Below are 25,635 nucleotides of genomic sequence, written 5' to 3'. Positions count from 1 at the left end.
TCTCAGTAGGTCATCTGCATGGCGGAACGGACCTCATCGAGCGTCGCCGTGGCGATCTCGTTGGCGCGGGCGTTGCCGCGGGCCAGGATCTGCTCGAGGTATCCCTGGTCGGCCGCCGCCTCGGCCCGACGCGCGCGAATCGGCGCGAAGTGCTCGTTCACCGCCTCGGTGACCACCCTCTTGAGCGTGCCGCCACCACCGTCTCCGATCTCGGCCGCGATCTCGTGGGGGTCACGGTCGCTGGCCAGCGCGGCCAGCAGCACGAGGTTGGAGACCTCCGGACGGTTCACCGGGTCGTAGGTGATGGTGCGGTCGGCGTCGGTCACGGCCTTCTTCAGGACCTTGGCGGTGGTGTCGGCGTCCATGCCCAGCTCGATGGTGTTGCCCTTGGACTTGGACATCTTGGTGCCGTCGGTGCCCAGCAGGCTGGCGGCCTCGGACAGCAGCGGCTCCGGCGGCGGGAACACCGGCTGGGCAGCCTCGACCCGTCCATAGCGTTCATCGAACCGGCGGGCGATGACCCGGGCCTGCTCCAGGTGCGGCACCTGGTCCTTGCCGACCGGCACCAGGTTGGCCTTGCAGAACAGGATGTCTGCGGCCTGGTGCACCGGATAGGTCAGCAGCAGCCCGGACATCGGTCGGCCGCCGGTGGCCTCGAACTCGGCCTTGACCGTCGGGTTGCGCCGCAGCTCGGAGTCGGTGACCAGGGACAGGAAGGGCAGCATCAGCTGGTTGAGCGCGGGGACGCTGGAGTGGGTGAAGATCGTCGTTGTCTCCGGGTCCAGGCCGGCGGCGAGATAGTCGGCGAGCAGCGAGTAGACCCGCTCGCGGATCGGGCCGACGCCGTCGCGGTCGGCGATCACCTGGTAATCCGCGATCAGGATGAAGGTCTCCACCCCGCGCTGCTGCAGCAGCACCCGGTTGCGCAGCGTGCCGAAGTAGTGGCCCAGGTGCAGGTTGCCGGTCGGCCGGTCGCCGGTCAGCACCCGGAACCGGCTCGCGTCCCGGTCGATCTCGCGCTCGATCTCGGCGGAGCGCAGGATCGTCCGGGCCAGCGAGGCGTCGGAGGTCGAGGCGGCGAGCGCGTCGCCGACGGCAGCGTCCTCAGCAGAGTCGGTGGGTTGCACGCCGGTCGGGTCGGTCTCGGTGGTCATCATGGTGCCTTTCCGCCGCCCCGCGGACGGGCCCGGACATGGGTCAAGGCCGTCCACTGGACGGCCTTGGTGAGTGCAGGAGTGCGTCAGGGCCGTCAGGTCGAGGGCCACCAGGAGCGCACGCATGTCATGCCGACCACTCTACCCAACATTGATCACCTCGTGACGACAGCAGGATGACTGCACCCACGAGATCCGGGACGGATGCGGCACCCCGGATCATCCGTATGCCGTCACGAGCCGGCGACCCGAAAGCCGGGGGCCGTCATCGGCTGGGGCGCCGTGGGCCGAGTGCTGGGAACCGATCGGCCACGTCAGCGCGTCGCAGGTGCCAGACTCACGTGACCAGGGTGAGGCCACCTGACTGAACGGAGCGAGGGCGTGGACGAGCGGATCGACATGACTCGGCGGACGTTGGACGATGCCTGAGTCCCTGCGGAGCGATGCGGTGCAGCTGGCGACCGGGGCGACCTCCGAGAAGGGCGTGTCCTTCGGGGACCTTGAGGCCCGGCTGGGGCGTGACGTCCCGTCCGTGCGGGGCCGAGCACGCGGTGAGCGGGTCGTGCGAGCCGTGCGACTCATCACGCACGCCGCCCCCGTCCTTGCTGCGCTGGCTCCCCTCGGGACGCCGGGTCCCCTCGGGATTGCGCGGCCGGGCCTGGTGCCGTGGATGGTCTACGGCGAATCCCTCGAGTGGCTCGCGCTCGTCTGCTTCGTGCTGGCCCTCAGCGGCCAGACATGGACGCTGCTCACCTGGTGGCACCTGGGGCGCCACCGTGACCTGGCCGGGTTCACCTCCTCGGTGGTCGCGCTCCTCGTCGGGGTTCTCTGGCTCGTGTGGCTGGCGCCATCACCCTCGATCGGAGGCGTGCTCCCCGACGTGGTGAAGGCCCCAGTGCTCGCCACGGTCGTCCTCGCCGCCGTGTCCGTCGGCGCGCAACTGTTCGCCTCACGACCCGGCACGTTGCAGGAGGCCCGCGCCCAGGCCCGTGGAGGGCTGATGCGCGTGCTCCCACCGGAGGAGCAGCAGTCCCTGCTTGCAGAGCGTCACGAGGTCCTCGAGGTTCTGCTCACGCGCCAGCTCCTCGATCGGGCCACCGCAGATCAGGCTGCCTCCCTCCCCCTCGGGGACTGGTGGGTCCTCGACGTGGACGAGCCGCGTCGGCCGGCCCACGGGGACACCCCGGGCGGGACTGCCCGACGCTGCCCGGCGAGCAGCCTCGCCAACTCGAACATGGCGCTGCGGTGCCTCAAGGCGGTTGCCCTGGTCGCCCCGTTCGGGATGATGCTGCTGCCCATCGGCAACCCGGGCATCAGCGGGACCGGGGGCGGCATGCGCTCGGTGATGGAGTCCGACGGGTTCAGTGGCGACACCTTGGTCACCATGGCGCTGCTCTGCGCCATGGCCGGAGTGATCGGTCAGGTGTGGACGCTCTTCGACTGGTGGCGCCTGGGCCGGCGACGCGATGGGCTGTGGCTGGCGTGGTCGTGGACCGCGCTCGGGTCCGCGGTGGTCACACTCGTCATCTTCCCGTTCTTCATCACCGGCTCCTGGGGCATGCAGGTGCTCACCGGTCCGATCCTGGCCGTCGCCACCAGCGCGGCCGTGTCCCTGGTCCTGCTCTACGCGGCCTCAGTGCCCGGGACCGTGCAGGAGCTCCGCAAGGCTGGACAGGCCGAGGACCTGGCCAACGGTTTCAGCGCTCCGTCACCGAGCTGACCTGGCCAGGCATCACCTCACGTGAGGCCATCACCATCACGGCACGGACGCCACCGACGGGGCCTGCACCACTCCGGTGCGGCGGGCACGTGCCTCGTGCAGCACCAGGCCAGTGACCGAGACGACCACGATCAGCACCCCGAGCCAACGGCTCCAGGTCAACGTCGCGTCGAGCAGGGTCACGCCCACCAGCACCGACGTGACCGGGAACATCAGCTCGGCCAGCGTCGCGCGGGCGGCCGCCGTGCGCCGCAGACCCACGTAGTAGAGGCCCAGCGCCAACGCTCCCGGCACCAGTGCCAGGAGCAGCAGCATCGGCACCTGCCCCAGCGGCATGGCCCATCCGGAGCCGGTCAGCAGCACGATCACCGCGGCCGCGGGCAGGCCGAAGCCGAAGCGCAGGGCCAGGGTGTCCCGAGGGCCGAGATGTCCGTCGACCAGGCGCCCCAGCACGGTGCCGGCGCCCCAGAGAGTCGCCGCGCCCAGGGCCAGCAGCGCCGCCTCGGCACTGCCGATGCTCACCGCGAACGGGTCGGCGAAGGTCATCAGCCAGGTGCCCACCAGCGCCGGCACGGCGAACCACCAGAAGCGCGGTCGCAGGCGCTCCCCCAGGATCAGCGCGGCGAGCAGGATCGCGATCAGGGGCTGCAGCTTCTGCAGGATCTGCGGGGTGACCGGGTCACCCAGCCGGAAGGCGGCCGTGAACAGCGTCGTGGCCAGGGCCGAGGACCCGGCACCGATGACGACGGCGCCCACCCGCACGCGCGGCGGCGCCTGCGCCCAACGGCGCAGGGCAGGCAGCAGCCACGGGGACAGCACGAGCACCAGGACGAGGTGCTCCCACATCACGATGGTGGCCGCGTCCAGCGCCTGGGCCAGCGGGTCGCGCATCAGCGCAGAGGTGCCCCAGAAACAGGCGGCGAGCGCGACCACCCAGGTCAGGTCCCGGGTGCCGCCAGAGGTGGTGGTCACAGCGACGGGACCTCCTCACCCGCGGCCACCGGGCCGGGCGCCGTGCCCGCACCGAAGGGCGACCCGCCCAGCGCCTCGCGCCCGTGGTCGGAGAGCCACCCCGAGGGGTCCGGCCCCTTGGGCACGATGCCGGTCGGGTTGATGTCCAGGTGCACCTCGTAGTAATGGCTCTTGATGTGGTCGAAGTTGACCGTGTCGCCGAAGCCGGGCGTCTGGAACAGGTCCCGGGCATAGCCCCACAGCACCGGCATCTCGCTCAGCTTGGAGCGGTTGCACTTGAAGTGGCCGTGATAGACGGCGTCGAAGCGCACCAGGGTCGTGAACAGCCGGATGTCGGCCTCGGTGATGGTGTCCCCGACCAGGTAGCGCTGACCGGCCAGGCGCTCGCTGAGCCAGTCCAGGCGGGAGAACAGCCGGTCGTAGGCCTGCTCGTAGGACTCCTGCTCGCCGGCGAACCCGCACCGGTAGACGCCGTTGTTGACGTCCCGATAGACCAGCTCGGCGACCTCGTCGATCTCTGCGCGCAGCGCCTCGGGGTAGAGGTCCGGCGCCCCCTCACGGTGGAACTGTGACCACTGCGTGGAGAAGTCGAGGGTGATCTGCGGGAAGTTGTTGGTGACGACCTGGCCGGTCGTGGTGTCCACGATGGCCGGCACCGTCACGCCCGGCTTGTAGCCGTCCGGCCGGGCCTCGTAGGCATCCTTCAGGCGCGGGATGCCCAGCACCGGGTCGACCCCACCGGGGTCCAGGTCGAAGGTCCAGCTGTCGGCGTCGTGGGTCGGGCCGGCGACCGCCATCGAGAGCACCGGCTCGAGCCCGAGCAGCCGGCGCACGATGATCGTGCGGTGCGCCCACGGGCACGCCCGACTGACGGCCAGGCGGTAGCGACCCGCCTCGACCGGGAACCCGTCCCGCCCGTCGGCGGTGATCCGCGTCGGGATGTAGCGGGTGTCGCGCTGGTAGGACTTCTCGACGTACTTTCCCTGGTCAGCCATTGCCCAACCTCTCTAGTAGGAGTGCCTCGGCGAGGCAGACGCGTTCGAACTCGGCCAGGTGCAGGCTCTCGTTGGCGGCGTGGGCCCGGGTGTCCGGGTCCTCCACGCCGGTCACCAGGATCGCGGCGTCCGGGAACCGCTCGGCGAAGGAGGCCACGAACGGGATGGAGCCGCCCACGCCGATGTCGACCGGCTCGGTGCCGTCCCAGGCCTCCTGGAAGGCGCTGCGGGCCGCGTCGTAGACGGGGCCCTGCGCGTCCGCTGCGAACCCGGGACCCTCATCGTCCAGGGTGACCGTGACCTGGCACCCCCACGGCGCGTTGTCCTCCAGGTGCTTCTTCAACAACTCGTAGGCGGCGCCCGGCACCTCCGCGGGGTGGATCCGCATGGACAGCTTGGCGCGGCCGACCGGGGTGAGCAGGTTGGCAGCGGTCGCGACGCTCGGCGCGTCGATGCCGATCACGGTCATCGACGGCTTGGTCCACATCCGCGACAGGATCGAGCCGGTGCCGATCGGCTGGACCCCCTCGGACAGGCCCGACTCGGCACGCAGCTTGGACTCCGGGTAGTCCAGGTCGGCCGCCTCCGAGCTCTTCAGGCCCGCGATGGCGACGTCACCCGCCTCGTCGTGCAGCGTGGCCAGCAGCCGGGCCAGGGCGGTCAGCCCGTCCGGCACCGGCCCGCCGAACATCCCGGAGTGCACGCCGTGGTCCAGTGCCCGGACCTCGACGACGACACGGACCAGGCCGCGCAGCGTGGTGGTCAGTGCCGGGACGCCGATCTCCCAGTTCTGGCTGTCCGCGAGCACGATCGCATCGGCCCGGAGGCTGTCCCCGTGCTTCTCCAGGATCGCCGGCAGCGACTCGGAGGCGATCTCCTCCTCACCCTCCACGAAGACGGTGACGCTCACCGGCGGCTTGCCACCGTGCGCGCGCAGGGCGGCGACGTGGGCCAGCACGCCGGCCTTGTCGTCGGCGACGCCACGCGCATAGAGCCGCCCGGCGACCTCGGTCGGCTCGAAGATCGGTGTGTCCCAGTCAGCCTGGTCTCCGGGAGGCTGCACGTCGTGATGGGCGTAGAGCAGCACGGTCGGCGCCCCCTCGGGCCCCGGCAGGTGCCCGATGACTGCCGGACGGCCGCCCTCGCGGACGATCCGCACATCCATGCCCTCGGCGCTGAGCAGGTCGGCCACGGCCTGCGCCGAGTCGTCCACGTGCTGCTGGTCGAAGGAGTCCAGGGACACCGACGGGATGCGGGTCAGGGCCTCCAGGTCGCTGCGGACCCCGGGCATCAACTCGGAGATCCGGGACGCCAGGGCCTCGGAGCGCTCCTGCTGTCCGTCCGGGGAGGCGCTGTTCTGGGCGGTGGGGTTCGGAGAAGTCACGTGGCCGACGATAGCCGCCCCACGGCATACAGTGGAGGGGTGTTGTCCCGCAAGAAGCCCGCCGCCGAGCCCGAGCCTGCCCCCGTCACCGAGGAGCGCGCCGGCGCCAAGAACCGCCCGACCCCCAAGCGCAAGGATCAGGAGGCGGCCAACCGGCGTCCCCTCGTCGGCAACAGCAAGGCGGCCAAGGCCGACCAGAAGGCCCGGCAACGGGCCGAGCGCGAGGTGGCCCGGCAGGGCATGATGCGCGGCGAGGAGAAGTTCCTCCCGCCGCGCGACCGTGGCCCGGTCAAGCGCCTGTTGCGCGACATGGTGGACACCCGGTGGAACATCGGCGAGTTCCTGCTGCCGCTGATGCTCGTGGTGCTCGCGGCCATGCTGCTGGGCGGGCAGAACCCGCAGGCGCAGCTGCTGATCCTGCCGCTGGTCTACGGCGTGATGGCGATCGGCGTCCTGGACGCCTGGTGGCTGGGCCGACGCGCCAAGAAGCGGGTGACCGCGGAGTTCGGCGAGGCGCACACCCGTGGCATCGCCTGGTATGTCGCGCTCCGCTCCCTGCAGATGCGGATGTCGCGCGTCCCCCGCCCGCAGATCAAGCGCGGCGAGCCGGTGGTCGTGCACCGCCGCTGACCGGTATGCCGAGGTGCCGGTCCGCCGGCACCTCACCCGAGCGGTTGCTCAACTACTCGACCCGGTTGCTCGACTACTCGATGTCCGCCGGGCTCAGGCTCATCGGGCCGTAGACCTCGTGGTCCCCGTTGAGCAGGGTCACCGACTTCACGCCGGCATCGGCCAGCGTGTGCCACTCGTCGGAGAGCCAGGCCTCCGCGTCGGCCTGGGTGGGGAAGGCCACCCCGGTGAGCCCCAGGTCGGGGATCGTCGCCCCGGTCTCGTCGCCGTATCGCCACGTGAACACATCACTCATAACTCCACCCTAGGCACAGATCCCCCGCTGTGCTCTACTCTCGTGCCACCGATCGGTCCGGCGGGGACCGAGGACCCGAAGGGTGGACCCGATGAGCCAGTACGACGAGTTGCTGTCCGAGATCCCGATCTCCCGGCTCGCGCAGCAGGTGGGAGCCGACGAGGCTGAGGTCGAGCAGGCCGTCCGCCAGGCCCTGCCAGCCCTGGTGGGTGGCCTGAGCGCCAACGCGCAGCAGCCCGAGGGCGCTGCAGCCCTGACCGGCGCACTCGGCGACCACACCGATCGCGATCCGGTGAGTGACCCGTCGAGCATCGACACCGACGACGGCGCCAAGATCGTGCACCACATCTTCGGCAACCAGAGCGAGGACGTCGTCAACCAGCTGGGCGGGCTCGGCGGCGGCGCCAGCAGCGGCCTGATCAAGAAGCTGCTCCCCATCCTGGCCCCCATCGTGCTGTCCTGGCTGGCCCGCAGGCTCAGCGGCAGCGGCGGTCTCGGCGGCGCAGTCGGTGACGCCCTCGGTGGCGACAGCCCGAAGCAGGGCCAGCCCACCGGCCAGGGTGGCGTCGGCGACCTCCTGGGCGACCTGCTCGGCGGTGCACTGGGCAAGTCCTCTGGCGGGTCCGGCGGCTTCGGCCTGGACGACCTGCTCGGTGGGCTGCTCGGCGGCAGGAACTGAGCGACCCCCCTCGCTACGGTGGGGGGATGAGTCGTCTGCACCGCACGACCGCCGCGCTCGCGGCCGCCTCGGTCGCCCTGCTGGCCGCCGCGTTGCCGGCGCACGCCGCGGGCTACCAGTTCTGGGGTTACTACCAGCTGGTGGACGGCGAGTGGGCCTTCGCGGTCGAGGGCGCGGGCACCACCGTGCCCGACGACGGGACGGTGCAGGGACTGCGGTTCGCGGTGTCCTCCGGCGACGAGATCCGGGCACCCCGCGATGTGCTGGAGTTCGATGAGGTGTGCGCCGACGTGCCCGCGGAGGATGGCAGCAAGCGGATCGCGCTGGTCATCGACCCGGGACGGGACGTCGACGCCCCCGAGGGCCAGACCCCGCCGGCTCCGGGCGCCCAGTGCGTCCTCGCCGAGCCCGACGCGACCACCCTGGACCTGGTGCGCCAGGTGGTTCCCGACGTTCGCACCGACGAGAACACCATGGTGTGCGGCCTGGCCGGCTTCCCGGAGTCGGGGTGCAGCGAGGAGATCGCTGAGCCGAGCCCGGAGCAGCTGGCTGCCGATGAGCCGATCCAGATCCCCGTCATCCCGATCGGGCAACCGGTCCTCGCCCCTCCGACCGACCAGCCCACGCAGGAGCCGACTACGGGCGCCACGGACGAGCCGACCGAGGAGGACACCGCCGCGCCGACGTCCGAGGCACCGACCGACGACGCGACCACCGAAGACACCGCGGCACCGACGGGCGAGACCACCGCAGGACCCACCGCAACCGCGACCGAGGACTCCACCGACGAGGCCGAGGAGACCACCGAGGCACCGCCCTCGGAGACCCCCGATGAGGCGGACCCGGACGAGGACTCGAGCGTCGGCATACCGCCCTGGGCCTGGGCCGTCGGCATCCTGGCGCTGCTCGGCATCCTCGCGTTCGCGGCCACCTCGGCACGGAACCGGCGCCTCGACGCGGCCCAGCGCGAGCCCTACGACGACCGGGCCGGCGATGGCCCCGATGACCTGTTCCGCGACGGCCCCGGTGACGCGCCGCCAGGGTCCGGGGACGGTCGCTGAGGCGAGCGAAATCACACCACGACGGGGCTGCGGAGTCGACTAGGATGTGGGCAATCCACTCGACCTGGGGGTTCTGGGATGACCACGTCACTCGTGCTCGGCGCGGCACGCAACGGCAAGTCCGCCTACGCGGTGTCCCTGCTGAGCGGGCACGACCGGGTGACCTACCTGGCCACCGGTCGGGGGCTCCCGGACGCCGTCGACCCCGTGTGGCTCGAGCGGGTCGAGAAGTCGCGTGCCATCCGTCCCGAGGACTGGAAGACCATCGAGACGACCGCGCTGTCGCAGGCCCTCATCTTCTCCCGGCACCCGGTGATCATCGACACCCTGTCGCACTGGCTCTGGCGGGTCCTGGACGAGCACGACCTGTGGGACGCGCCGGCTCGGGCGATCGAGACCATCGACCCGTTGCTGGACGAGCTGCTGGTGGCTTTCACCTCCCTGCCGCACGACGTCGTGGCGATCTCCGACGAGGTCGGTTGGGGCCTGCCGGCCACCACCGACCAGGAGCGGACGCACCACGAGGTGCTCTCGCACGTCAACCACCGGTTCAGCGCCGTCAGTGACCGGGTGCACCTGCTTGTCGGCGGCCGGGTCGTCGACCTCAGCGCGACCCCCTCCCTCCTGCGCGCCACCACCCCTTTTTAAGGGAGGTTTGGACCGCCTCCCGCGCCTTTTGAGGGAGGTTCGGACCGCTCTCGTTGCGCGGTGGCTCGCGGCGTTGGACCCCCCGGGCGCACTGGCCCCCGGAGCTGGACCCAGTGGGCGCACCGGCCCCCGGTGCTGGACCCACTGGGCGCACCGACACGCGGTGCTGGACCCCACTGGGCGCACCGGCCCTAGAGCTGGACCCCACTGGGCGCACCATGTGGCGAAATCCCGCCCGGGCTGAGCGTGGGCTCTGCATTCGGTGCTTCCCCACCATTGCGCTCTGCACTTGATGCGCCATATGACACCAGATGCAGAACCCAGTGGCCGTGCCGCGCAAGATGCAGAGCGCTGGGGTCGTCGTCGCACGCTCACGGCAGAACCCACTGGCCGCCGCGCACCATGAAGAGCCCACTAGCCGCGCCGTCACCTGAACCGTCTTGTGGTCTGTCATGCGATCTCGGTCCTGCAGAAATCGGGCCAGAGCCCGACAACCGTCACACCGAGACCGCATGACACACGAGCAGGCGGTCCGAACCTCCCCACAGTTGGTGAACGGACGGTCCTGCACAGCCTCCTACGCCTTTTGAGGGACGGTCCTGCACCACCTCGTGAGGTGAGCTCACTCGCTCCGAATCAACTCGGGTCGGATCCGTGGGTTGGCAGCTGCGGAGGTCACCAACCCCACCAGCAGGGACCCGACGACGGCCGCCGTCAGCGCTGGCCACATCTGGGTGATCTCGACCGTGGCCAGCTGCTCAGGGACGGTCAGGCCCAGGAACGCCTTGCCGACCAGCAGCCCGAGCCAGATGGCGAGCGTGCATCCGAGCAGCAGCGGCAGGGCCACCTCGATCCACTGGCCGGCGCGCAGAAAACGACTGGGCGCCCCCACCAGCTGGAGTGAGATCACCTCGCGGCGACGCTCGATGGCGCGGTCCACTGCGGACAGCCCGAAGGACAGGATGCCGAGCCCGACAAACAGCGTGCTCAGGGCGGTCACCAGCTGGCCCATCCGGATGACACGGTCATACTCGCTGAAGTCCTCCCAGCTGCCGGGTTCCAGGCCGGCCGCCGCCAGGCCGTCGAAGAGGTCGCGCCCGGGGTCAGCCACGACACGGATCTCCGCCGGGGTGGCCGACAGCAGCTCGTCGACTCCGGGCAGCGTGGTCGGCACGAAGACAGCTCCACCGAAGAAGCCGGCCGCCCACTCTGGTGCCTCAATCAACGCCCCTGACGGCAGGGGCACGACGGCTGAGGGGCCACCCGGTGGGATCACCTTCTCCTCGTCGGAGCCCTCGGCTGGCAGGAAGTCAAAGCCACTGGCCCACAGAGTCAGTTCGGCCGGCACAGGGGCTGAGGGTGGGAGCCATCGGCCATAGCCAACCTCTTGGACCCGGTCACCACGGCACCCGGTGACCTCGGGCACAGCCGCACGCCGGTCTGCACAGGTCCCGATCAGGGCGGTAGTCCAGCAGGTTGCATCCTCGCCCGCCACGCAGTCGGCGCGTGCCACATGGACCGGGGTGGCCCTGCGCACACCGTCCACGGCCTCGGCGGCCGCCACCACCGCCGTCACCTCTCCCGGCTCGGCAGAGATCTTGGTCGCCTGCTCCACCGTGACCATCCGGTGCATCCGTTCGAACTGAGGGGTGGCGCGATAGGCCGCCACGACCGCGAGCGCCGAGCTCGCCAGGAACAGTCCGATCAGCAGCGCGCTGACGACTCGGGTCATCGCAACCGGCTGTGCCTGGAGGCGCCGCCCGGCCACCAGCAGCGTGGGCCGTCCGCCTGCCCGGGTTAACAGGTCCGCGATCAGACGGACGAAGACCGGCACCACGAGCAACATGCCGACGGCGGTCAAGGTGAGAGCGACGGCCAGCAGGACCATCGTGCGGGTGCCGACAACCAGCGCCTCGTCGGCCTCCCGCGCGGCCTCGGCTACCGAGATGAGCAGCAGGCAGAGTCCGGCGCCGACGACCAGCGGCACCGTCCGCCACCAACCGGGGCGGCGATCGGTGCCTCGCCGTCCGCCCTGGACGAGCACGCGGCCCGGCCTGTCACGGCGCAGAACACCTCGGGCGATCACCAGCCCGGGGACGACGAGGGCAACGCTGAGATGGTCCAGGACCTGAGGGACAAGGTGTTCCACGGCATACGGCTGTCCGCCGAGGGAGATCCTGCCCAGGAGGGGGCGCACCAGTGGGAAGACGGCCTCCCCCGCGATCCAGCCCAGGACGGCAAAGGCCCCGACCTCGCTGACCGCCACCATTCGGGTCTGCCCGGGTGCCATGCCGAGCAGGCGCAGATTGGTGAGGCGGTGCTCGCGCAGGCGCATTGACAGCTGGCTGACGGTCGCCACCACGGCGCCGACCGACAGGGCAACCGCCACGGCCACCAGGACCGTGGTGAGGACATCGTCCAGCCGCAGTCGATAGAAGGTGTCCGCATGCTGCCGCGCCCACGCCGCACGGGTGAGCGCCGCGGTCGCGAGCAGCAGCACCGTGGCGAGGAACGCCACGAGGGACATCGCCAACGACCGCAGCCGCGCCGTTCCGGTCGCGCTCCAGGCCAGGCGTAGCCCGAGCCGCAGAGCCTGTGTCACCGCCGACCCCCTGCGCCGGCGGTGCTCACGCGCCCTCCGTGGTGCGACCGTCCACCATCGACACGTGCCGATCCAGGTGGCTGGCCACGCGATGGTCGTGGGTGACCACGATGAGCACCGACCCCAGTTCAGCCACCTGAGCCGTGAGCGCCTGCATCACCGCATCGCCGTTCGCGGTGTCGAGCGATCCGGTCGGCTCATCGGCCAGCACGACGTCGGGACGGTGCGCGAGGGCGCGCGCCACCGCAGCGCGCTGTGCCTGGCCCCCGGAGACCTCCCCTGCCCGACGGTGCGCGACCGCGTCCACCCCGAGGGCCGCCAGCATCTCCATGGCCCCCGTCCGGGCCGCTGACCTGCGTCCGAGCAACTGGGCGGGCAGCGCGACATTCTCCGCGAGGGTCAACTCGGGCACCAGGTCCCCGTGCTGGAAGACCACCCCCATGCGCTCCAACCGCAGCCTGCTCCGATGCCGCTCGCTCAGCTCGTCGACCCGCACGTCACCCAGCCAGACCTCACCCGCTTCCGGGGCCAGGATGCCCGCCAGGCAGTGCAGCAGTGTCGACTTGCCCGACCCGGACGGACCCATCAGCGCCAGGCTCTCTCCCGGGGCCACGGCGAGGTGAGCCGAGCGCAGGGCCGGGGTGTCGGCATACGAGAAGCTCACTTCCCTGGCGCGGACCTGAGCACCGGACGTCGTATGCCGTCCACTCACCGGCAGTCGGTCCGTGGCAGTCACCGCGTGCTCCCCTCGCCAGCGTCACCACAGCGGAGGAGGTCCAGTTGAACCCCTGCCTCTTCGATCCACCGAAGATCCGCGTCGAGATGGCTGAGCTCGTAGGTGAGCGCCAGTTGAGTTGCTGGTGGGGTGCCCTGCCGGTCGCGGTTGAGTTCACGCATGCGAGCCAGGTGACTGATGCGCTGGTCGGCCAGGACCCGCGCTGCATCACGGCCCGAGAGAAGGGCGACGGACACCCGGGCGAACAGGGTCGAGCTGGCGAATACCCCGGGCGGCTGCGGCTCGTAGACCCAGCCGTCGACCACCCCGACGCCGTCCGGGGTGATCCGGTAGCGCTTGCGGTCCGGGCCGTCGCCCGACTCCACCTCGAGCTCCTCGGCCCAGCCGCGCTTCTCAAAGCGGGCCAGCGAGGCGTAGACCTGGCCGTACGCGAGAGGCTTGTCGTGGCCGAACCGCTCGTCGTAGTCCCGTTTGAGCGTGTAGCCATAGGCCGGCCCTTGCTCGAGGAGCCCGAGGAGGGCGTGTGCGGTGCTCATGGGCGCGACTATACACCTTGTGTATAGATGGGGTGTGTACCAAGGCAACGGGCCGCGTACCAGTACGAGCCCACTAGCCGCGCCGCCACCTGAACCGTCTTGTGGTCTGTCATGCGATCTCGGTCCTGCAGAAATCGGGCCAGAGCCCGACAACCGTCACACCGAGACCGCATGACACACGAGCAGGCGGTCCGAACCTCCCCACAGTTGGTGAACGGGCGGTCCGAACCTCCCCAAAATTGGTGCGCGGGCGGTCCGAACCTCCCCAAAATTGGGGAACGACGGCCCTGCACCGCCTCCAGTGTCAGGTGAAGGAGGGCACGTCTGTCACAGATCCGCTCCGCCGGTGTCTTCATGGTCAACCGGCCCACCAGGGGCCGCCCGATGCGATGAGGAGCACGCCATGCCCAGCAGTTTCCGGATCCCCAAGGCCGACCTGAGCGGCTGGTTCGGGCGTCTGATGAGCGCCTACGCCAAGCGGACCTACGGCGAGATTCCCGACGTTGCCTACGTCGTTCTGCATCATCAGCCGCTGACCCGAGCCGTGTTCGGTTTCGAGCGCAAGATGGGCAAGCTGACGGCGTGCGACCCGCACCTGAAGGCCTACGCCACGATGGCCTCCGCGGCCACCATCGGCTGCACCTGGTGCATGGACTTCGGCTACTACCTGGCACACCGAAGGGCTGGACGAGGCGAAGGTCCGCCAGGTGCCGGCGTGGCGGGACAGCGACGTCTTCACCCCGCTCGAGCGCGACGTGATGGCCTACGCCGAGGCCATGTCGGTGACGCCGCTGGAGGTCACCGACGAGATGGTGGCCAGTCTGCACGAGCGCCTCGGCAGCGCCGCCCTGGTCGAGCTCACCGAGATGATCTCGCTGGAGAACCTGCGCTCACGCACGAACGCCGCCATGGGCCTGGCCTCGCAGGGTTTCGCCGAGTCCTGCGACCTGGCACCGTTGGCCCAGTGAGCCACCACGATGACCCGGCGACCGAGCGAGCCGGCGACCCAGCGGCATACGGCAGTGATCGCGTGAGCGACCCCTTCCTGGAGCACCGCAACCTGCTGTTCACGGTGGCCTACGAGATGCTCTCCTCGGCCGCCGACGCCGAGGACGTGGTCCAGGAGACCTGGCTCCGGTGGGCGCAGGTCGACCAGGCGGGCGTCCGCGACGCTCGCGCCTACCTGGTCCGGATCGTGACCCGCCAGGCGCTCAACCGGATCCGCACCCTCCAGCGACGGCGCGAGACCTATGTCGGGCCCTGGCTGCCCGAGCCGCTGCTCACCGCGCCCGACGTGGCCGAGGACGTCGAGCTCGCTGACTCGGTGTCGACGGCGATGCTCATGGTGCTGGAGACCCTCTCCCCCACCGAGCGGGCCGTCTTCCTCCTCCGCGAGGTGTTCGGATTCGAGTATGCGGAGATCGCGGCGGCGGTGGACAAGTCACCGGCGGCGGTGCGTCAGGTGGCGAGCCGAGCCGGTCGTGCGGTGCGTGCGCAGCGGCCCGAACCGGTGCCGACCGGCGAGACCGAGCAGGTGCTGCAGCGCTTCCTGGAGGCCACCTCGAGCGGAGACCTGCGCCCGCTGATGGACCTGATGGCACCGGATGTCGTGATGTTCTCCGACGGCGGCGGCCTGAAGCAGGCCGCGCTGCGGCCGATCCACGGACCGGACAAGGTGGTGCGCTGGATGATCGGCGTGTTCTCCCGATTCCCGGGCGAGCTCACCTACGACCTGGTGACCCTCAACGGTCAGCCGGCGCTGCGCCTGTTTGGCGACGGTGTCCTGGACGTCGTCGCCACGCTCCGGGTCGAGGGTGGCCTGGTGACCGCGCTCTATCTGGTGCGCAACCCGGAGAAGCTGTCCCGGGCCGAGGGAGAGGCGGCTCCCCTGTCCCGGTGACTACGCTGGTCCCGCCATGGACACCCGCCAGCTCAGCTACTTCCTCGGAGTCGTGACCCATGGCGGCTTCGGCAGGGCGGCGACCCACCTGCACGTGAGCCAGCCGGCCCTGTCCCAGGCGGTGGCCTCCCTGGAGAAGGACCTCGGTGTCGCACTGCTGCACCGGGTGCCCAGCGGGGTCCGCGTCACCGACGCCGGGGCCGTCCTGGTCCCCATGGCGCGGCAGGTGCTGCGCGACCTGGAGGCCGCCCGCACTGCCACCCGCTCGGTCGGGACCGACCGCACCGGGCAGGTCGACCTGGCACTCATGCCCTCGCAGAGCATCGAGCCGTTCACCGGGCTGACCCGTCGGCTCACCGATCGCCATCCCGGGATCACGCTCAACGCCCGCGCCGCCTTCGGGCGGGAGGAGGCGCTGGCCCTGGTCCTCAGTGGCGCCTGTGAGCTCGGGCTGGTCGGTGCCCGCCCAGCGCCCTATCCGCGCTCCGTCGTCGCCCACACCCTGGGGCAGCAGGAGATGGTGCTGCTCGCGCCGCCGAACACGCCCCTGCCCGACGACCGACCACTCACGCCGGACGACCTGGACGGCCAGCGGCTGATCGCCTCGCCTCCGGGCAGTGTCATGCGGGAGATGGCCGCCCTGCTCTGCGCCGAGTCGACGATGACGATCGCCATCGAGGTCGAGCACCGCTCGGCGATCCTGCCGCTTGTGCTGGCCGGGGTGGGCGTCGCCGTGCTGTCCTCCGCCTGGGCGGACCTGGCCGCTCGCTCCGGAGCGACGATCTGCCGACTCAGCTCGCCCCTGCGCGTGCAGGTCGACCTGGTCCATCGGCAGACCCATCTCACGCCGGCGGCCCAGGCCTTCCTGGACCTCGCCCTCGAGCCGGACCAGCACTGACCAGCACTGACCAGCACTGACCAGCGACGATAAGCCCACTGGATGGCCGGCATCCACGATCGGTCTTGGACAGGCACGACGGCAGCGGCCTACGGTCAGCGCATGAAGATCGTCGACATCCGGGAGCGCACCTTCCCGATCTCCAGCCAGATCCGGAACTCCTTCATCGACTTCTCGAAGATGACCCTGAGCCTGGTCGCCGTCGTGACCGACGAGGTGCGGGACGGCAAGCCGGTCGTCGGCTTCGGGTTCAACTCCAACGGTCGCTACGGCCAGGGTGCCCTGATGAAGGAGCGGTTCGCGCCACGGCTGCTCGAGGCGGACCCCGAGTCGCTGCTGGACGAGACCGGCCTGCTCGACCCCCACCGTGCGTGGGACACCATGATGACCAACGAGAAGCCCGGTGGTCACGGCGAGCGCTCGGTGGCCGTCGGGGTCCTGGACATGGCGCTGTGGGACGCGCGTGCCAAGCTCGAGGAGCGTCCCCTGTTCGACCTCCTTGCCGAGCGCTACGGCAGCGGGACACCGGACCCGCGCGTCTTCGTCTACGCGGCAGGCGGCTACTACCACCCGGGCAAGGGCCTGCAGGGCCTCAAGGACGAGCTGACCAGCTACCTGGACCGCGGCTACACCGTCGTGAAGATGAAGATCGCCGGCGCCAGCCTCGCCGAGGACCTGACCCGGATCGAGGCGGCCCTGAGCATCCTCGGCGAGGGCCAGCGGCTGATGGTGGACGCCAACGGCAGGTTCACCGGCCCGGAGGCGGTGGAGTGTCTCGAGGCGATCAAGGACTACGGCCTCTACTGGTACGAGGAGCCGGTCGACCCGCTCGACTATGTGGGGACCCGACAGGTTGCCGAGCGTGCCGGCACGCTGCCCGTGGCCACCGGGGAGAACCTGTTCTCCCACTGGGACGCCCGCAACCTGGGCCTCTACGGTGGCATGGACAGCACGCGCGACTTCCTGCAGTTCGACTGCGCGCTCAGCTACGGCCTCGTCGAGTACCTGCGCACCCTGGAGGCACTCGGCGAGCTCGGGTGGGCACCCGAGCGGTTCATCCCCCACGGCGGGCACCAGATGTCGCTCAACATCGCCGCGGGTCTGGGGCTGGGCGGCAACGAGTCCTATCCCGACCTCTTCCAGCCGTTTGGCGGCTTCCCCGACGGGTGCACCGTCGAGGACGGCTACATCCGTATGCCGCAGCTCCCGGGCATCGGTTTCGAGGGCAAGTCGGACCTGGCCGAGGTCTGTGCCAGTCTGCTCTCCTGAACAGGAGTCGGTCGGCAGGGAGAGCACTATGGGTCAGCGGTCAGGCGCGAGTGAGGGGACGTCAGCACTGCGGGTGCTGATCGCACCCGACAAGTTCAAGGGCACCCTCACGGGACCGGAGGCGGCGGCCGCGATGGCCGCTGGTGTGCGCGCCGTCCTGCCCGACGCTGTCGTCGAGCAACTCCCCCTGGGTGACGGTGGCGAGGGCACGGTCGAGGCCGTCCTCGCCACCGGTGCCGGGGTGCGGCGCCGCACCTGCACCGTCCCCGGGCCGCTCGGCGACCCGGTCGAGGCGCACCTGGCCCTGCGGGGAGCGACCGCGGTCATCGAGGTGGCCCAGGCCTGTGGGCTGCAGCTCCTGGACCCGACGCCAGACACCGCGCTGCGGTCCAGCAGCGCGGGCGTCGGCCTCCTCGTCCGCGAGGCCTGGGCAGCTGGTGCCACCCGGGTGATCCTCGGGCTCGGTGGTGTCGCCTGCACCGACGGCGGGGTCGGCCTGGCCGCCGAACTCGGCGCAGAGTTCCTGGACGCCGACGGCGCCGAGGTCGGGCCGGGCGAGCTCCACCGCGTGACCCGGGTGCGGGTGGACGGGCTCGACCCGCGCGTCTCCCGCACCACCTTCGTGGCCGCCACCGATGTGACCAACCCGCTCCTCGGGCCCTCCGGCGCCGCCGCCGTCTATGGACCGCAGAAGGGCGCCGGACCGGACCAGGTGGAGCTGCTGGACCGCGGCCTGCGCACCGTCGCCGACGTCGTCGAGACGGACCTGGGCACCGGCGTGCGCGACCTGCCGGGTGCCGGGGCGGCCGGTGGCCTGGGATGGGGACTGGTGACGTTCCTGGACGCAAGGATCCAGGCCGGGGGCGACCTTGTGATGGACCTGATCGGTCTTCCTGCTGCTCTGACCCGCGCCTCCCTGGTGCTCACCGGAGAGGGGAAGCTGGACGCGCAGAGCCGCTACGGTAAGGGACCGGTCGCCTTGGCTGCCCGTGCCGCCGATCGCGGGGTGCCGACGGTCGCGGTGGCGGGCACGGTGGACCCCGAGGGTCGCGAGGACACCGGCTTTGCTGCCGTGTGGTCGCTGGTTGAGGAGGTCGGCGCCGACATCGCCCTGAACGACACGGCCGCCGGACTGACCGAGGTCACCGCCCGGGCGATCCGCCAGTGGCTCGCGGCCTGAGCACGGTCACTCGCGGACGCCGACCTCGACGAACGGTGGCTTCTTCACCTGCGCCGTGAGGTCACGACCGCGGACGTCGATCACGACGTCGTCGCCCTCGGCGGCGGTGCGGTCCAGCAGCGCCAGGGCCACGCCCTTGCCCAACGTCGGGGAGAACGTCCCGGAGGTGACGGTGCCGATCACGGTGCCCTCACCCGACCTCACCTCACACCCGGGGCGCGGGATGCCGCGGCCGGTCACATCCAGGCCCCAGGAGATCCGGGTGTTCTTGGCCTCCCGCTCGGCCTCGAGCGCGGCCTTGCCCCAGAAGGTGTCCTTCTTCCAGCCCACGGCCCAGCCGGACCGGGCCATGACCGGGGTGATCTCGGTCGAGAGCTCGTTGCCGTGCAGGGCATAGCCCATCTCGGTGCGCAGCGTGTCCCGCGCCCCGAGACCGGCGGGTGCCCCGTCATACGGTTTCATCGCGATCAGCAGGGCGTCCCAGAGGTCACCGGTGCCACCCCATGCCGGCAGCAGCTCATAGCCGCGCTCGCCGGTGTAGCCGGTGCGGCAGACGATGACCGGCTGCCCCTCCCAGGTCGCCTCGACAAAGCTCATGTAGTCGTGCCCGACCGGCAGCCCCAGGGCGGTCAGCACCTCGTCGCTCTTGGTGCCCTGCACCGCCAGCACGCCGTAGTCGGTGTGCTGGTCGATCACCTCGATGCCCTCGGGCGCGGCCGCGGTGAGCATCCGGATCACCTCGGCGTTGTTGGCCGCGTTGGGGATCAGGAAGATCTCGTCGTCGGAGCGGAGGTAGGCGATCAGGTCATCGACGACGCCACCGGACTCGTTGCAGCACATGGTGTACTGCGCCTTGCCGGGCTCGATCCGGTTCAGGTCGTTGGTGAAGCAGCTGTTGACGAAGTCCTTGGCACCGGGCCCTCGCACCACCGCCTTGCCGAGGTGACTCACGTCAAAGACGCCCACCCGCTCACGCACGGCGGTGTGCTCGGCCTTCACCCCCGCATACTCGATGGGCATCTGCCACCCACTGAAGTCGGCCATCTTGGCGCCGAGGGCGACGTGGCGGTCGTGGACGGGGGAGGTCTTCAGCGACTCGGCAGGCATGGCTCACACGGTAGCCCGCGGTGCAGTTAGGCTCAACGCGGCCCCAACGCACTGTCGACGACGACTGAAACGGACAACGATGACCAATCTCACGCTGACTGACAGCAAGATCGCGAGCGCCAAGGTGGACGCGCTCGTGCTGGCCTCCACCACCGGCGAGGACACCGCCGTGCTGGCCGAGGGAACCGACCTGCCGAAGAACGCCGTGGCGTTTCTCAACCAGAACCTGTCCGCGACCGGGGCCACCGGCAAGGCGGACGAGGTCGTCAAGCTGGCGGGCGTGCCGGGCGTCACCGCGAAGCTCGTGGTGGTCGTGGGCACCGGCAAGCCGGGCGCCGCGGTGCCGGATGCGCTCGAGCGCTACCGCCGGGCCGCCGGGGCGGCCACCCGCGCGCTGGCCGGCAAGGACAGCGCAGTGTTCGCTCTCGGTGGCGGTGTCGAGGAGGCCCGGGCCGTGGCTGAGGGCGTGCTCCTGGGCGGCTACGCCTTCCAGACCTTCCTGGGCGAGGGCAAGTCCGCCAGCGCCAAGGCTCCCCTGGCCAGTGCCCAGGTCTACGTGAAGGGCCGCCACAAGGAGGACATCGCCGGGCAGTCCGCCACGGTCGCCGACGCCGTGCGCTACGCCCGCGACCTGGTCAACACCCCGCCCAACGTGCTCTTCCCGGAGAGCTTTGCGCACTCCGTGAGCCAGCACGCCGACGGCACCAAGGTCACGATCGATGTCTGGGACACCGACAGGCTGCAGGCCGAGGGCTGCGGTGGCATCCTCGGCGTCGGTCAGGGGTCCGGCCGTCCGCCACGCCTGGTCACCATGACCTACAAGCCCCGCGGCGCCAAGGCGCACCTGGCCTTCGTCGGCAAGGGCATCACCTTCGACTCCGGCGGCCTGTGCATCAAGCCCGGCACCGGCATGGTCACCATGAAGTGCGACATGGCCGGCGCCGCTGCCGTGGCCGCCTCCATCCTCGCGCTCGCCGAGCTCAAGGTGCCGGTCGCGGTGACCGGCTACCTCTGTCTGGCCGAGAACATGACCGGTGACCTGGCCCAGCGTCCGGGCGACGTCGTCACGATGCGCGGCGGCCGCACGGTCGAGATCATCAACACCGACGCCGAGGGTCGCCTGGTGATGGCCGATGGCATCGCCCTGGCCTCCGAGCAGCAGCCCGACGCGATCGTCGACATCGCCACGCTGACCGGTGCCTGCGTCATCGCCCTCGGCAACCGGACCATGGGCGTCATGGCCAACGACGACGACCTGCGCGAGCGGGTGACAGCAGCCGCCAACGGCGCGGGCGAGGCCGCGTGGGCCATGCCGCTGCCGGAGGAGATCCGCGGCTCGATGGACTCCCCCGTGGCCGATCTCAAGCACACCGGTGACCGCGCCGGCGGCATGATGGTGGCCGCCAAGTTCCTCGAGGAGTTCGTGGGCAAGGACGCCGCCGGAGAGGCACTCAAGTGGTCGCACGTCGACATCGCCGGCCCGGCCTTCAACGAGAAGTCGGCCTGGGGCTACACCCCGACCGGTGGCACCGGCTCGGGTGTCCGCGCCCTGATCGAGCTGGCCCGCTCCTACGCCTGACCCCGCCGGCCTGACCAGGGCCAAGGGCCCACAACGAACGCCCCGGACCATATCGGTCCGGGGCGTTCGTGGTGTGCGTGGCAGACGGTGGCTCAGCCGCTCTTGCGGCGGAACATTTGCTGGGCGCCGGAGGTCTTCGCGCGCGAGGCGTGCCCGACCTTGCCGTGCTCCGTGTTCTCCGAGACGTCCTTGCCGCCGTGTGCGTGCTTCTTGTCCAGTGCCTCCCGGAACTTGCGCTTGACGTCGTCCTCGACGTGCTCGTTCTGGCTGGTCTGGTCCGCTGCGGACTTGTCTTCCGTCATGGCCACCTCCCGTGGTCGGTCCGTGCGGTCAGCCTGCCACGTCCGGGGCCTCGGCACGACCCATTTGGGTGTGCGGCTCTCTGTGGCCGTCCCGCAGCAGGTCAGGACTTCTTGTTCCGCCGGTTCCATTCCCGCATCCGCGCGGGATAACCGGTCTGGTTCACGTCATAGACCGGGATCTGCAGCAGCCGCCCGAGCTCGAAGCCGGCCCTGGGTGTGCCGACGGCACGGCGGGTCCACTCCCCGTCGGTGGCGATCAGGATCAGGGTCGTGGTGCTCACGTTGGTGGCCGGCTCGACATAGGCCTCGACGCCCTTGTGGCTGGCGACCCAGCCCTCCATGTGGGCCCGGACCGCCTTGTGGTCGATCGCCATCTCGGGGCCGTCCTTGCGTCCCCTGGGGGTCCAGGAGCCCCCGGACTCACCACTGTTCTTCCGTCGCCTCCACCACGCCATAGGTGGGAGATTACCGCGCGTGCCCTCCGATTCCGGTGTCGTGGCGTCAACTGCGCCCCCTCGGTGGTCGCGCGGCCGGGCGTTTGACAAGATGCTCACATGGCACAGACCCCACCCGATGATGAGAGCACTTTCGACGTCGTGATTCTGGGTGGTGGCAGCGGTGGCTACTCGTGCGCCCTGCGCGCTGCTCAGCTCGGTCTGCGGGTCGCGCTGGTCGAGAAGGACAAGCTCGGCGGCACCTGCCTGCACCGCGGCTGCATCCCGACCAAGGCGCTGCTCCACGCCGCCGAGGTGGCCGACTCCACGCGGGAGGGTGCCAAGTTCGGTGTCAACGCCACCCTCGACTCCATTGACATCACCACGGTCCACTCCTACAAGGACGGCGTCGTCGGCCGGCTCTACAAGGGCCTGCAGGGCCTGGTCAGCTCGGCCACCATCGAGTATGTCGAGGGGCACGGGCAGCTGACCTCCCCCACCACCGTGCAGGTCGGGGACCGCACCCTCACCGGCCGGAACGTCGTGCTGGCCACGGGTTCCTACGCCCGCTCGATCCCGGGTCTGGAGATCGGGGGCCGGATCATGACCAGCGACCAGGCGCTGTCGCTGTCCGAGCTGCCGCAGCGGGTCGTGGTGCTCGGCGGCGGGGTGATCGGTGTCGAGTTCGCCTCGGTGTTCGCCTCGTTCGGCTCCGAGGTGACGGTGGTCGAGGCACTCCCCCGCCTCGTCGCCGCCGAGGACGAGGCCGTGTCCAAGACCCTGGAGCGTGCCTTCCGCAAGCGCAAGATCACCGTCAAGACTGGGGTGAAGTTCACCGGCGCCACCCAGGGCGAGAGCGGGGTGCAGGTCTCGCTCGAGTCCGGCGACCCGATCGAGGCAGACCTGTTGCTGGTGGCGGTCGGGCGGGGCCCGGTCACCGACGGACTCGGCTACGAGGAGGCCGGCGTCACGCTGGACCGCGGGTTCGTCACCACCGATGAGCGCTGCCGGACGGGTGTGGATGGCCTGTATGCCGTGGGAGACATCGTGCCCGGGCTCCAGTTGGCGCACCGCGGCTTTGCGCAGGGCATCTTTGTCGCCGAGGAGATCGCCGGCCTGGACCCGACCCCGATCGACGAGGCCGGCATCCCCCGCGTGACCTACTGCGACCCCGAGATCGCCTCGGTCGGCCTCACCGAGGCCCAGGCCCGGGAGAAGCACGGCGAGGTCGCCACCTACGAGTACAACCTGGGCGGGAACGGCAAGTCCCAGATTCTCGGCACCACCGGCTTCGTGAAGCTGGTCCGGGCCGAGGGCGGGGCCGTCGTCGGTGTCCATATGGTGGGTGCCAGGATGGGTGAGCAGGTCGGCGAGGCACAACTGATCTACAACTGGGAGGCTCTGCCCGATGAGGTGGCACAGTTGATCCACGCGCACCCCACGCAGAACGAGGCACTGGGCGAGGCCCACCTGGCGCTCGCCGGCAAGCCGCTGCATGCCCATGCCTGAGCCAACACCACCACACACGTCCTGCCAGATGGCAGGAGAATCCGTAGACTGCAAGGCCCCGGACGAGGAGATCTCGAATGTCTGAACGCGTGACCATGCCGGCCCTGGGTGAGTCCGTCACCGAGGGCACCGTGACCCGCTGGCTCAAGAACGTGGGTGACACCGTCGAGGTCGACGAGCCCCTGCTGGAGGTGTCGACCGACAAGGTGGACACCGAGATCCCCTCCCCGATCGCTGGCGTGCTGCAGGAGATCCTGGCCGAGGAGGACGACACCGTCGAGGTCGGCGGCGACCTCGCGGTGATCGGTGACGGGTCCGAGGGCGGCGACTCCTCCGGTGGCGACACTGCGGCGCAGGCCGAGGAGCCCGCCGAGCAGGAGGCCCCCGCTGAGGAGCCTGCCGAGGAGCCGGCAGCCCAGGAGGCCCCCGCCGAGGAGCCTGCCGAGGAGCCCGCAGCGCAGGAGGAGTCCGCCCAGGGCGGCGGTTCCGGCGGTGGCGGCTCCGACGATGGTGGTTCTGGCGATGGTGGGTCAGGCGATGGCGGTGGGGGCGGAGAGACCGTCACCATGCCGGCACTGGGCGAGTCGGTCACCGAGGGCACCGTGACCCGCTGGCTCAAGGCGGAGGGCGACGACGTCGAGGTCGATGAGCCCCTGCTGGAGGTCTCCACCGACAAGGTGGACACCGAGATCCCCTCGCCCGTCGCTGGCAAGCTGACCAAGATCCTGGCCCAGGAGGACGAGACCGTCGAGGTGGGCGGTGAGCTGGCCATCGTGGGTGGCTCGGGTGGCGGCGCTGCCCCGGCGCAGGAGACTCCCGCCGAGGAGCCCAAGGCCGAAGAGCCGAAGGCGGACGAGCCGAAGGCCGAGGAGGCACCGGCTGAGAAGCCGGCCGAGCAGGCTGACGAGCAGCAGGCCCAGGCGACCGAGTCGGCTCCGGACCTGGCCGAGGACGCCGAGCTGCACGAGCAGGCGGCCCAGGAGTCCGAGCAGGACGGTGGCCAGCAGGCGGCCGCCCCCTCGGGCGACTCCCCCGGCCGGGCCAGCGGTGTCGGCACCCCGGAGCAGTCCGGCGGCGACGTCAGCGCGTATGTGACCCCCCTGGTCCGCAAGCTCGCGGCCCAGCACAAGGTCGACCTCAACACGCTCAGCGGCACCGGCGTGGGTGGGCGCATCCGTAAGCAGGATGTGCTCGATGCCGCCCGCAAGGCCGAGGAGGCCGCACAGTCGGCACCGTCGGCCGCTGCCCCGTCGGCCCCGGCCGCGGCCCCTGCGGGTCAGGCGCCGGCCGCGCCGCGCTCCAGCGGTGCACCGGCTGCTGCGGTGGACGCCTCGCCCAAGCGCGGCACCACCGAGAAGATGTCCCGCCTGCGCAAGCTCATCGCCAACCGGATGGTCGAGTCGCTGCAGACCAGCGCGCAGCTCACCACGGTCATCGAGGTGGACCTCACCAAGGTCGCCAGGCTGCGCAACAAGACCAAGGACGACTTCCTGGCACGCGAGGGCGTCAAGCTCTCGTTCATGCCGTTCTTCGTCCTGGCTGCGGTCGAGGCGTTGAAGGTGCACCCCAACGTGAACGCCAGCGTCGAGGAGGACCAGGTCATCTACCACCCGACCGAGAACGTCGGCATCGCGGTGGACACCGACAAGGGTCTGATCGTCCCGGTCATCAAGGACGCCGGCGACCTCAACATCGCCGGGATCTCCCGCAAGGTCGCCGACCTGGCGGAGCGGACACGCACCAACAAGGTGATGCCGGACGAGCTGGGCGGTGGCACCTTCACGATCACCAACACCGGCAGCCGTGGGGCGCTGTTCGACACGCCGATCATCAACCAGCCGCAGGTGGCCATCCTGGGCACCGGCTCGGTCGTGAAGCGACCGGTCGTGGTGATCGACGAGGACGGCGGCGAGACGATCGCGATCCGCTCGATGGTCTACCTGGCCCTGACCTACGACCACCGGATCGTGGACGGCGCCGACGCCGCCCGCTTCCTCGGCACGGTCAAGGAGCGCCTCGAGGAGGGATCCTTCGAGGTCTGAGCC

General features: G+C 70.5%; 24 protein-coding genes. 13 read left to right on the top strand and 11 right to left on the bottom strand.

Annotated elements, in window-relative coordinates:
* Nucleotides 1–2: 2 nt before the first annotated feature.
* The gene (gene trpS / locus DPQ65_RS02395) at nt 3–1,157 is read right to left on the bottom strand and encodes a tryptophan--tRNA ligase (protein WP_238146632.1); all 1,155 of its coding nucleotides are present in this window, start codon (nt 1,155–1,157) and stop codon (nt 3–5) included.
* A 418-nt stretch (nt 1,158–1,575) separates the two neighbouring features.
* On the opposite strand from trpS, the gene DPQ65_RS02390 reads away from it, so the two are divergent.
* Nucleotides 1,576–2,874, top strand: a complete 1,299-nt coding sequence (locus tag DPQ65_RS02390) for a hypothetical protein (RefSeq protein ID WP_114905782.1) — start codon at nt 1,576–1,578, stop codon at nt 2,872–2,874.
* A 36-nt stretch (nt 2,875–2,910) separates the two neighbouring features.
* Here the strand turns inward: DPQ65_RS02390 and DPQ65_RS02385 are convergent, their stop codons facing one another.
* Genes DPQ65_RS02385 through DPQ65_RS02375 form a run of 3 tightly spaced genes read right to left on the bottom strand, consistent with a single transcriptional unit; the run spans nt 2,911 to nt 6,132 of the window.
* On the bottom strand, nt 2,911–3,846 hold the full coding sequence (locus DPQ65_RS02385; RefSeq protein ID WP_238146631.1) for a DMT family transporter: 936 nt from the start codon (nt 3,844–3,846) through the stop codon (nt 2,911–2,913).
* Complete coding sequence (locus DPQ65_RS02380; RefSeq protein ID WP_114905781.1) at nt 3,843–4,841, bottom strand: glutathione S-transferase family protein; 999 nt, start codon at nt 4,839–4,841, stop codon at nt 3,843–3,845. The genes DPQ65_RS02385 and DPQ65_RS02380 overlap by 4 nt, the downstream gene beginning before the upstream one ends.
* Complete coding sequence (locus tag DPQ65_RS02375; RefSeq protein WP_238146634.1) at nt 4,834–6,132, bottom strand: dipeptidase; 1,299 nt, start codon at nt 6,130–6,132, stop codon at nt 4,834–4,836. Before DPQ65_RS02375 ends, DPQ65_RS02380 begins: the two co-directional genes overlap by 8 nt.
* Nucleotides 6,133–6,264: 132 nt before the next feature.
* Between DPQ65_RS02375 and DPQ65_RS02370 the strand changes: the two genes are divergently transcribed.
* Nucleotides 6,265–6,855, top strand: coding sequence for a DUF3043 domain-containing protein (locus DPQ65_RS02370; RefSeq protein WP_238146630.1), 591 nt, complete (start codon nt 6,265–6,267; stop codon nt 6,853–6,855).
* Between the two features lie 73 nt (nt 6,856–6,928).
* On the opposite strand, the gene DPQ65_RS02365 is transcribed toward DPQ65_RS02370, so the two are convergent.
* Nucleotides 6,929–7,150 (bottom strand): hypothetical protein, encoded by a 222-nt coding sequence (locus tag DPQ65_RS02365; RefSeq protein ID WP_114905780.1) that lies wholly within the window; start codon nt 7,148–7,150, stop codon nt 6,929–6,931.
* 91 nt (nt 7,151–7,241) lie between these two features.
* On the opposite strand from DPQ65_RS02365, the gene DPQ65_RS02360 reads away from it, so the two are divergent.
* The 3 genes from DPQ65_RS02360 (at nt 7,242) to DPQ65_RS02350 (ending at nt 9,538) form a co-directional block, all read left to right on the top strand.
* Entirely contained in the window at nt 7,242–7,829 is a 588-nt protein-coding gene (locus tag DPQ65_RS02360; RefSeq protein ID WP_114905807.1) for a DUF937 domain-containing protein, read from the top strand.
* A gap of 26 nt (nt 7,830–7,855) precedes the next feature.
* Entirely contained in the window at nt 7,856–8,890 is a 1,035-nt protein-coding gene (locus DPQ65_RS02355) for an SCO2322 family protein (protein WP_114905779.1), read from the top strand.
* A gap of 78 nt (nt 8,891–8,968) precedes the next feature.
* Entirely contained in the window at nt 8,969–9,538 is a 570-nt protein-coding gene (locus DPQ65_RS02350) for a bifunctional adenosylcobinamide kinase/adenosylcobinamide-phosphate guanylyltransferase (RefSeq protein ID WP_114905778.1), read from the top strand.
* Nucleotides 9,539–10,160: 622 nt separating this feature from the next.
* On the opposite strand, the gene DPQ65_RS02345 is transcribed toward DPQ65_RS02350, so the two are convergent.
* The 3 genes from DPQ65_RS02345 to DPQ65_RS02335 are packed head-to-tail and all read right to left on the bottom strand — an operon-like array spanning nt 10,161 to nt 13,412.
* On the bottom strand, nt 10,161–12,140 hold the full coding sequence (locus tag DPQ65_RS02345) for an FtsX-like permease family protein (protein WP_162801968.1): 1,980 nt from the start codon (nt 12,138–12,140) through the stop codon (nt 10,161–10,163).
* A gap of 25 nt (nt 12,141–12,165) precedes the next feature.
* Nucleotides 12,166–12,876 carry an ABC transporter ATP-binding protein gene (locus DPQ65_RS02340; RefSeq protein WP_238146629.1) on the bottom strand — a complete coding sequence of 237 codons (711 nt, stop codon included), beginning with the start codon at nt 12,874–12,876 and terminating at the stop codon, nt 12,166–12,168.
* Nucleotides 12,873–13,412 (bottom strand): PadR family transcriptional regulator, encoded by a 540-nt coding sequence (locus tag DPQ65_RS02335; RefSeq protein ID WP_114905776.1) that lies wholly within the window; start codon nt 13,410–13,412, stop codon nt 12,873–12,875. Before DPQ65_RS02335 ends, DPQ65_RS02340 begins: the two co-directional genes overlap by 4 nt.
* Before the next feature lie 707 nt (nt 13,413–14,119).
* Here DPQ65_RS02335 and DPQ65_RS15830 point away from each other — a divergent pair.
* From DPQ65_RS15830 to DPQ65_RS02310, 5 genes are all read left to right on the top strand, one after another.
* Entirely contained in the window at nt 14,120–14,380 is a 261-nt protein-coding gene (locus tag DPQ65_RS15830; RefSeq protein WP_202862977.1) for a carboxymuconolactone decarboxylase family protein, read from the top strand.
* The gene (locus DPQ65_RS02325; protein WP_238146628.1) at nt 14,377–15,312 is read left to right on the top strand and encodes an RNA polymerase sigma-70 factor; all 936 of its coding nucleotides are present in this window, start codon (nt 14,377–14,379) and stop codon (nt 15,310–15,312) included. Before DPQ65_RS15830 ends, DPQ65_RS02325 begins: the two co-directional genes overlap by 4 nt.
* A gap of 16 nt (nt 15,313–15,328) precedes the next feature.
* Nucleotides 15,329–16,210: a LysR family transcriptional regulator gene (locus tag DPQ65_RS02320; protein ID WP_114905775.1), complete on the top strand. Its 882-nt coding sequence runs from the start codon at nt 15,329–15,331 to the stop codon at nt 16,208–16,210.
* A 102-nt stretch (nt 16,211–16,312) separates the two neighbouring features.
* Nucleotides 16,313–17,479 carry a mandelate racemase/muconate lactonizing enzyme family protein gene (locus DPQ65_RS02315; protein WP_114905804.1) on the top strand — a complete coding sequence of 389 codons (1,167 nt, stop codon included), beginning with the start codon at nt 16,313–16,315 and terminating at the stop codon, nt 17,477–17,479.
* Between the two features lie 28 nt (nt 17,480–17,507).
* A complete protein-coding gene (locus DPQ65_RS02310; protein WP_114905774.1) occupies nt 17,508–18,659 on the top strand; it encodes a glycerate kinase in 1,152 nt (383 codons plus the stop codon).
* 6 nt (nt 18,660–18,665) lie between these two features.
* On the opposite strand, the gene gcvT is transcribed toward DPQ65_RS02310, so the two are convergent.
* Nucleotides 18,666–19,766, bottom strand: coding sequence for a glycine cleavage system aminomethyltransferase GcvT (gene gcvT / locus DPQ65_RS02305; RefSeq protein ID WP_114905773.1), 1,101 nt, complete (start codon nt 19,764–19,766; stop codon nt 18,666–18,668).
* A gap of 79 nt (nt 19,767–19,845) precedes the next feature.
* Here gcvT and DPQ65_RS02300 point away from each other — a divergent pair, with 79 nt between their 5' ends.
* Nucleotides 19,846–21,345, top strand: coding sequence for a leucyl aminopeptidase (locus DPQ65_RS02300; RefSeq protein WP_114905772.1), 1,500 nt, complete (start codon nt 19,846–19,848; stop codon nt 21,343–21,345).
* A 92-nt stretch (nt 21,346–21,437) separates the two neighbouring features.
* Here DPQ65_RS02300 and DPQ65_RS02295 read toward each other — a convergent pair whose 3' ends face one another.
* Nucleotides 21,438–21,647: a DUF5302 domain-containing protein gene (locus DPQ65_RS02295; RefSeq protein ID WP_114905771.1), complete on the bottom strand. Its 210-nt coding sequence runs from the start codon at nt 21,645–21,647 to the stop codon at nt 21,438–21,440.
* A 101-nt stretch (nt 21,648–21,748) separates the two neighbouring features.
* Complete coding sequence (locus DPQ65_RS02290; RefSeq protein WP_114905770.1) at nt 21,749–22,102, bottom strand: hypothetical protein; 354 nt, start codon at nt 22,100–22,102, stop codon at nt 21,749–21,751.
* Between the two features lie 99 nt (nt 22,103–22,201).
* Between DPQ65_RS02290 and lpdA the strand changes: the two genes are divergently transcribed.
* Together lpdA and sucB are read left to right on the top strand one after the other, a co-directional pair.
* Entirely contained in the window at nt 22,202–23,590 is a 1,389-nt protein-coding gene (lpdA, locus tag DPQ65_RS02285; RefSeq protein WP_114905769.1) for a dihydrolipoyl dehydrogenase, read from the top strand.
* 77 nt (nt 23,591–23,667) lie between these two features.
* Nucleotides 23,668–25,632, top strand: a complete 1,965-nt coding sequence (gene sucB, locus DPQ65_RS02280; protein WP_114905768.1) for a 2-oxoglutarate dehydrogenase, E2 component, dihydrolipoamide succinyltransferase — start codon at nt 23,668–23,670, stop codon at nt 25,630–25,632.
* Nucleotides 25,633–25,635: the final 3 nt, after the last annotated feature.

The sequence above is a fragment of the Ornithinimicrobium murale genome (genome assembly GCF_003352835.1).
GTDB lineage: Bacteria > Actinomycetota > Actinomycetes > Actinomycetales > Dermatophilaceae > Ornithinicoccus > Ornithinicoccus muralis.
This window is presented reverse-complemented; position numbering and strand designations above follow the sequence as displayed.

Coding starts and splice junctions, on each gene's coding strand:
- DPQ65_RS02320 (WP_114905775.1), top strand. CDS start 15,329: ATGGACACCCGCCAGCTCAGCTACTTCCTCGGAGTCGTGACCCATGGC.
- DPQ65_RS02365 (WP_114905780.1), bottom strand. CDS start 7,150: ATGAGTGATGTGTTCACGTGGCGATACGGCGACGAGACCGGGGCGACG.
- DPQ65_RS02310 (WP_114905774.1), top strand. CDS start 17,508: ATGGGTCAGCGGTCAGGCGCGAGTGAGGGGACGTCAGCACTGCGGGTG.
- lpdA (WP_114905769.1), top strand. CDS start 22,202: ATGGCACAGACCCCACCCGATGATGAGAGCACTTTCGACGTCGTGATT.
- DPQ65_RS02355 (WP_114905779.1), top strand. CDS start 7,856: ATGAGTCGTCTGCACCGCACGACCGCCGCGCTCGCGGCCGCCTCGGTC.
- DPQ65_RS02315 (WP_114905804.1), top strand. CDS start 16,313: ATGAAGATCGTCGACATCCGGGAGCGCACCTTCCCGATCTCCAGCCAG.
- sucB (WP_114905768.1), top strand. CDS start 23,668: ATGTCTGAACGCGTGACCATGCCGGCCCTGGGTGAGTCCGTCACCGAG.
- DPQ65_RS02335 (WP_114905776.1), bottom strand. CDS start 13,412: ATGAGCACCGCACACGCCCTCCTCGGGCTCCTCGAGCAAGGGCCGGCC.
- DPQ65_RS02350 (WP_114905778.1), top strand. CDS start 8,969: ATGACCACGTCACTCGTGCTCGGCGCGGCACGCAACGGCAAGTCCGCC.
- DPQ65_RS02300 (WP_114905772.1), top strand. CDS start 19,846: ATGACCAATCTCACGCTGACTGACAGCAAGATCGCGAGCGCCAAGGTG.
- DPQ65_RS02375 (WP_238146634.1), bottom strand. CDS start 6,132: ATGCCCGGGGTCCGCAGCGACCTGGAGGCCCTGACCCGCATCCCGTCG.
- trpS (WP_238146632.1), bottom strand. CDS start 1,157: ATGATGACCACCGAGACCGACCCGACCGGCGTGCAACCCACCGACTCT.
- gcvT (WP_114905773.1), bottom strand. CDS start 19,766: ATGCCTGCCGAGTCGCTGAAGACCTCCCCCGTCCACGACCGCCACGTC.
- DPQ65_RS02380 (WP_114905781.1), bottom strand. CDS start 4,841: ATGGCTGACCAGGGAAAGTACGTCGAGAAGTCCTACCAGCGCGACACC.
- DPQ65_RS02390 (WP_114905782.1), top strand. CDS start 1,576: ATGCCTGAGTCCCTGCGGAGCGATGCGGTGCAGCTGGCGACCGGGGCG.
- DPQ65_RS02290 (WP_114905770.1), bottom strand. CDS start 22,102: ATGGCGTGGTGGAGGCGACGGAAGAACAGTGGTGAGTCCGGGGGCTCC.
- DPQ65_RS02360 (WP_114905807.1), top strand. CDS start 7,242: ATGAGCCAGTACGACGAGTTGCTGTCCGAGATCCCGATCTCCCGGCTC.
- DPQ65_RS02295 (WP_114905771.1), bottom strand. CDS start 21,647: ATGACGGAAGACAAGTCCGCAGCGGACCAGACCAGCCAGAACGAGCAC.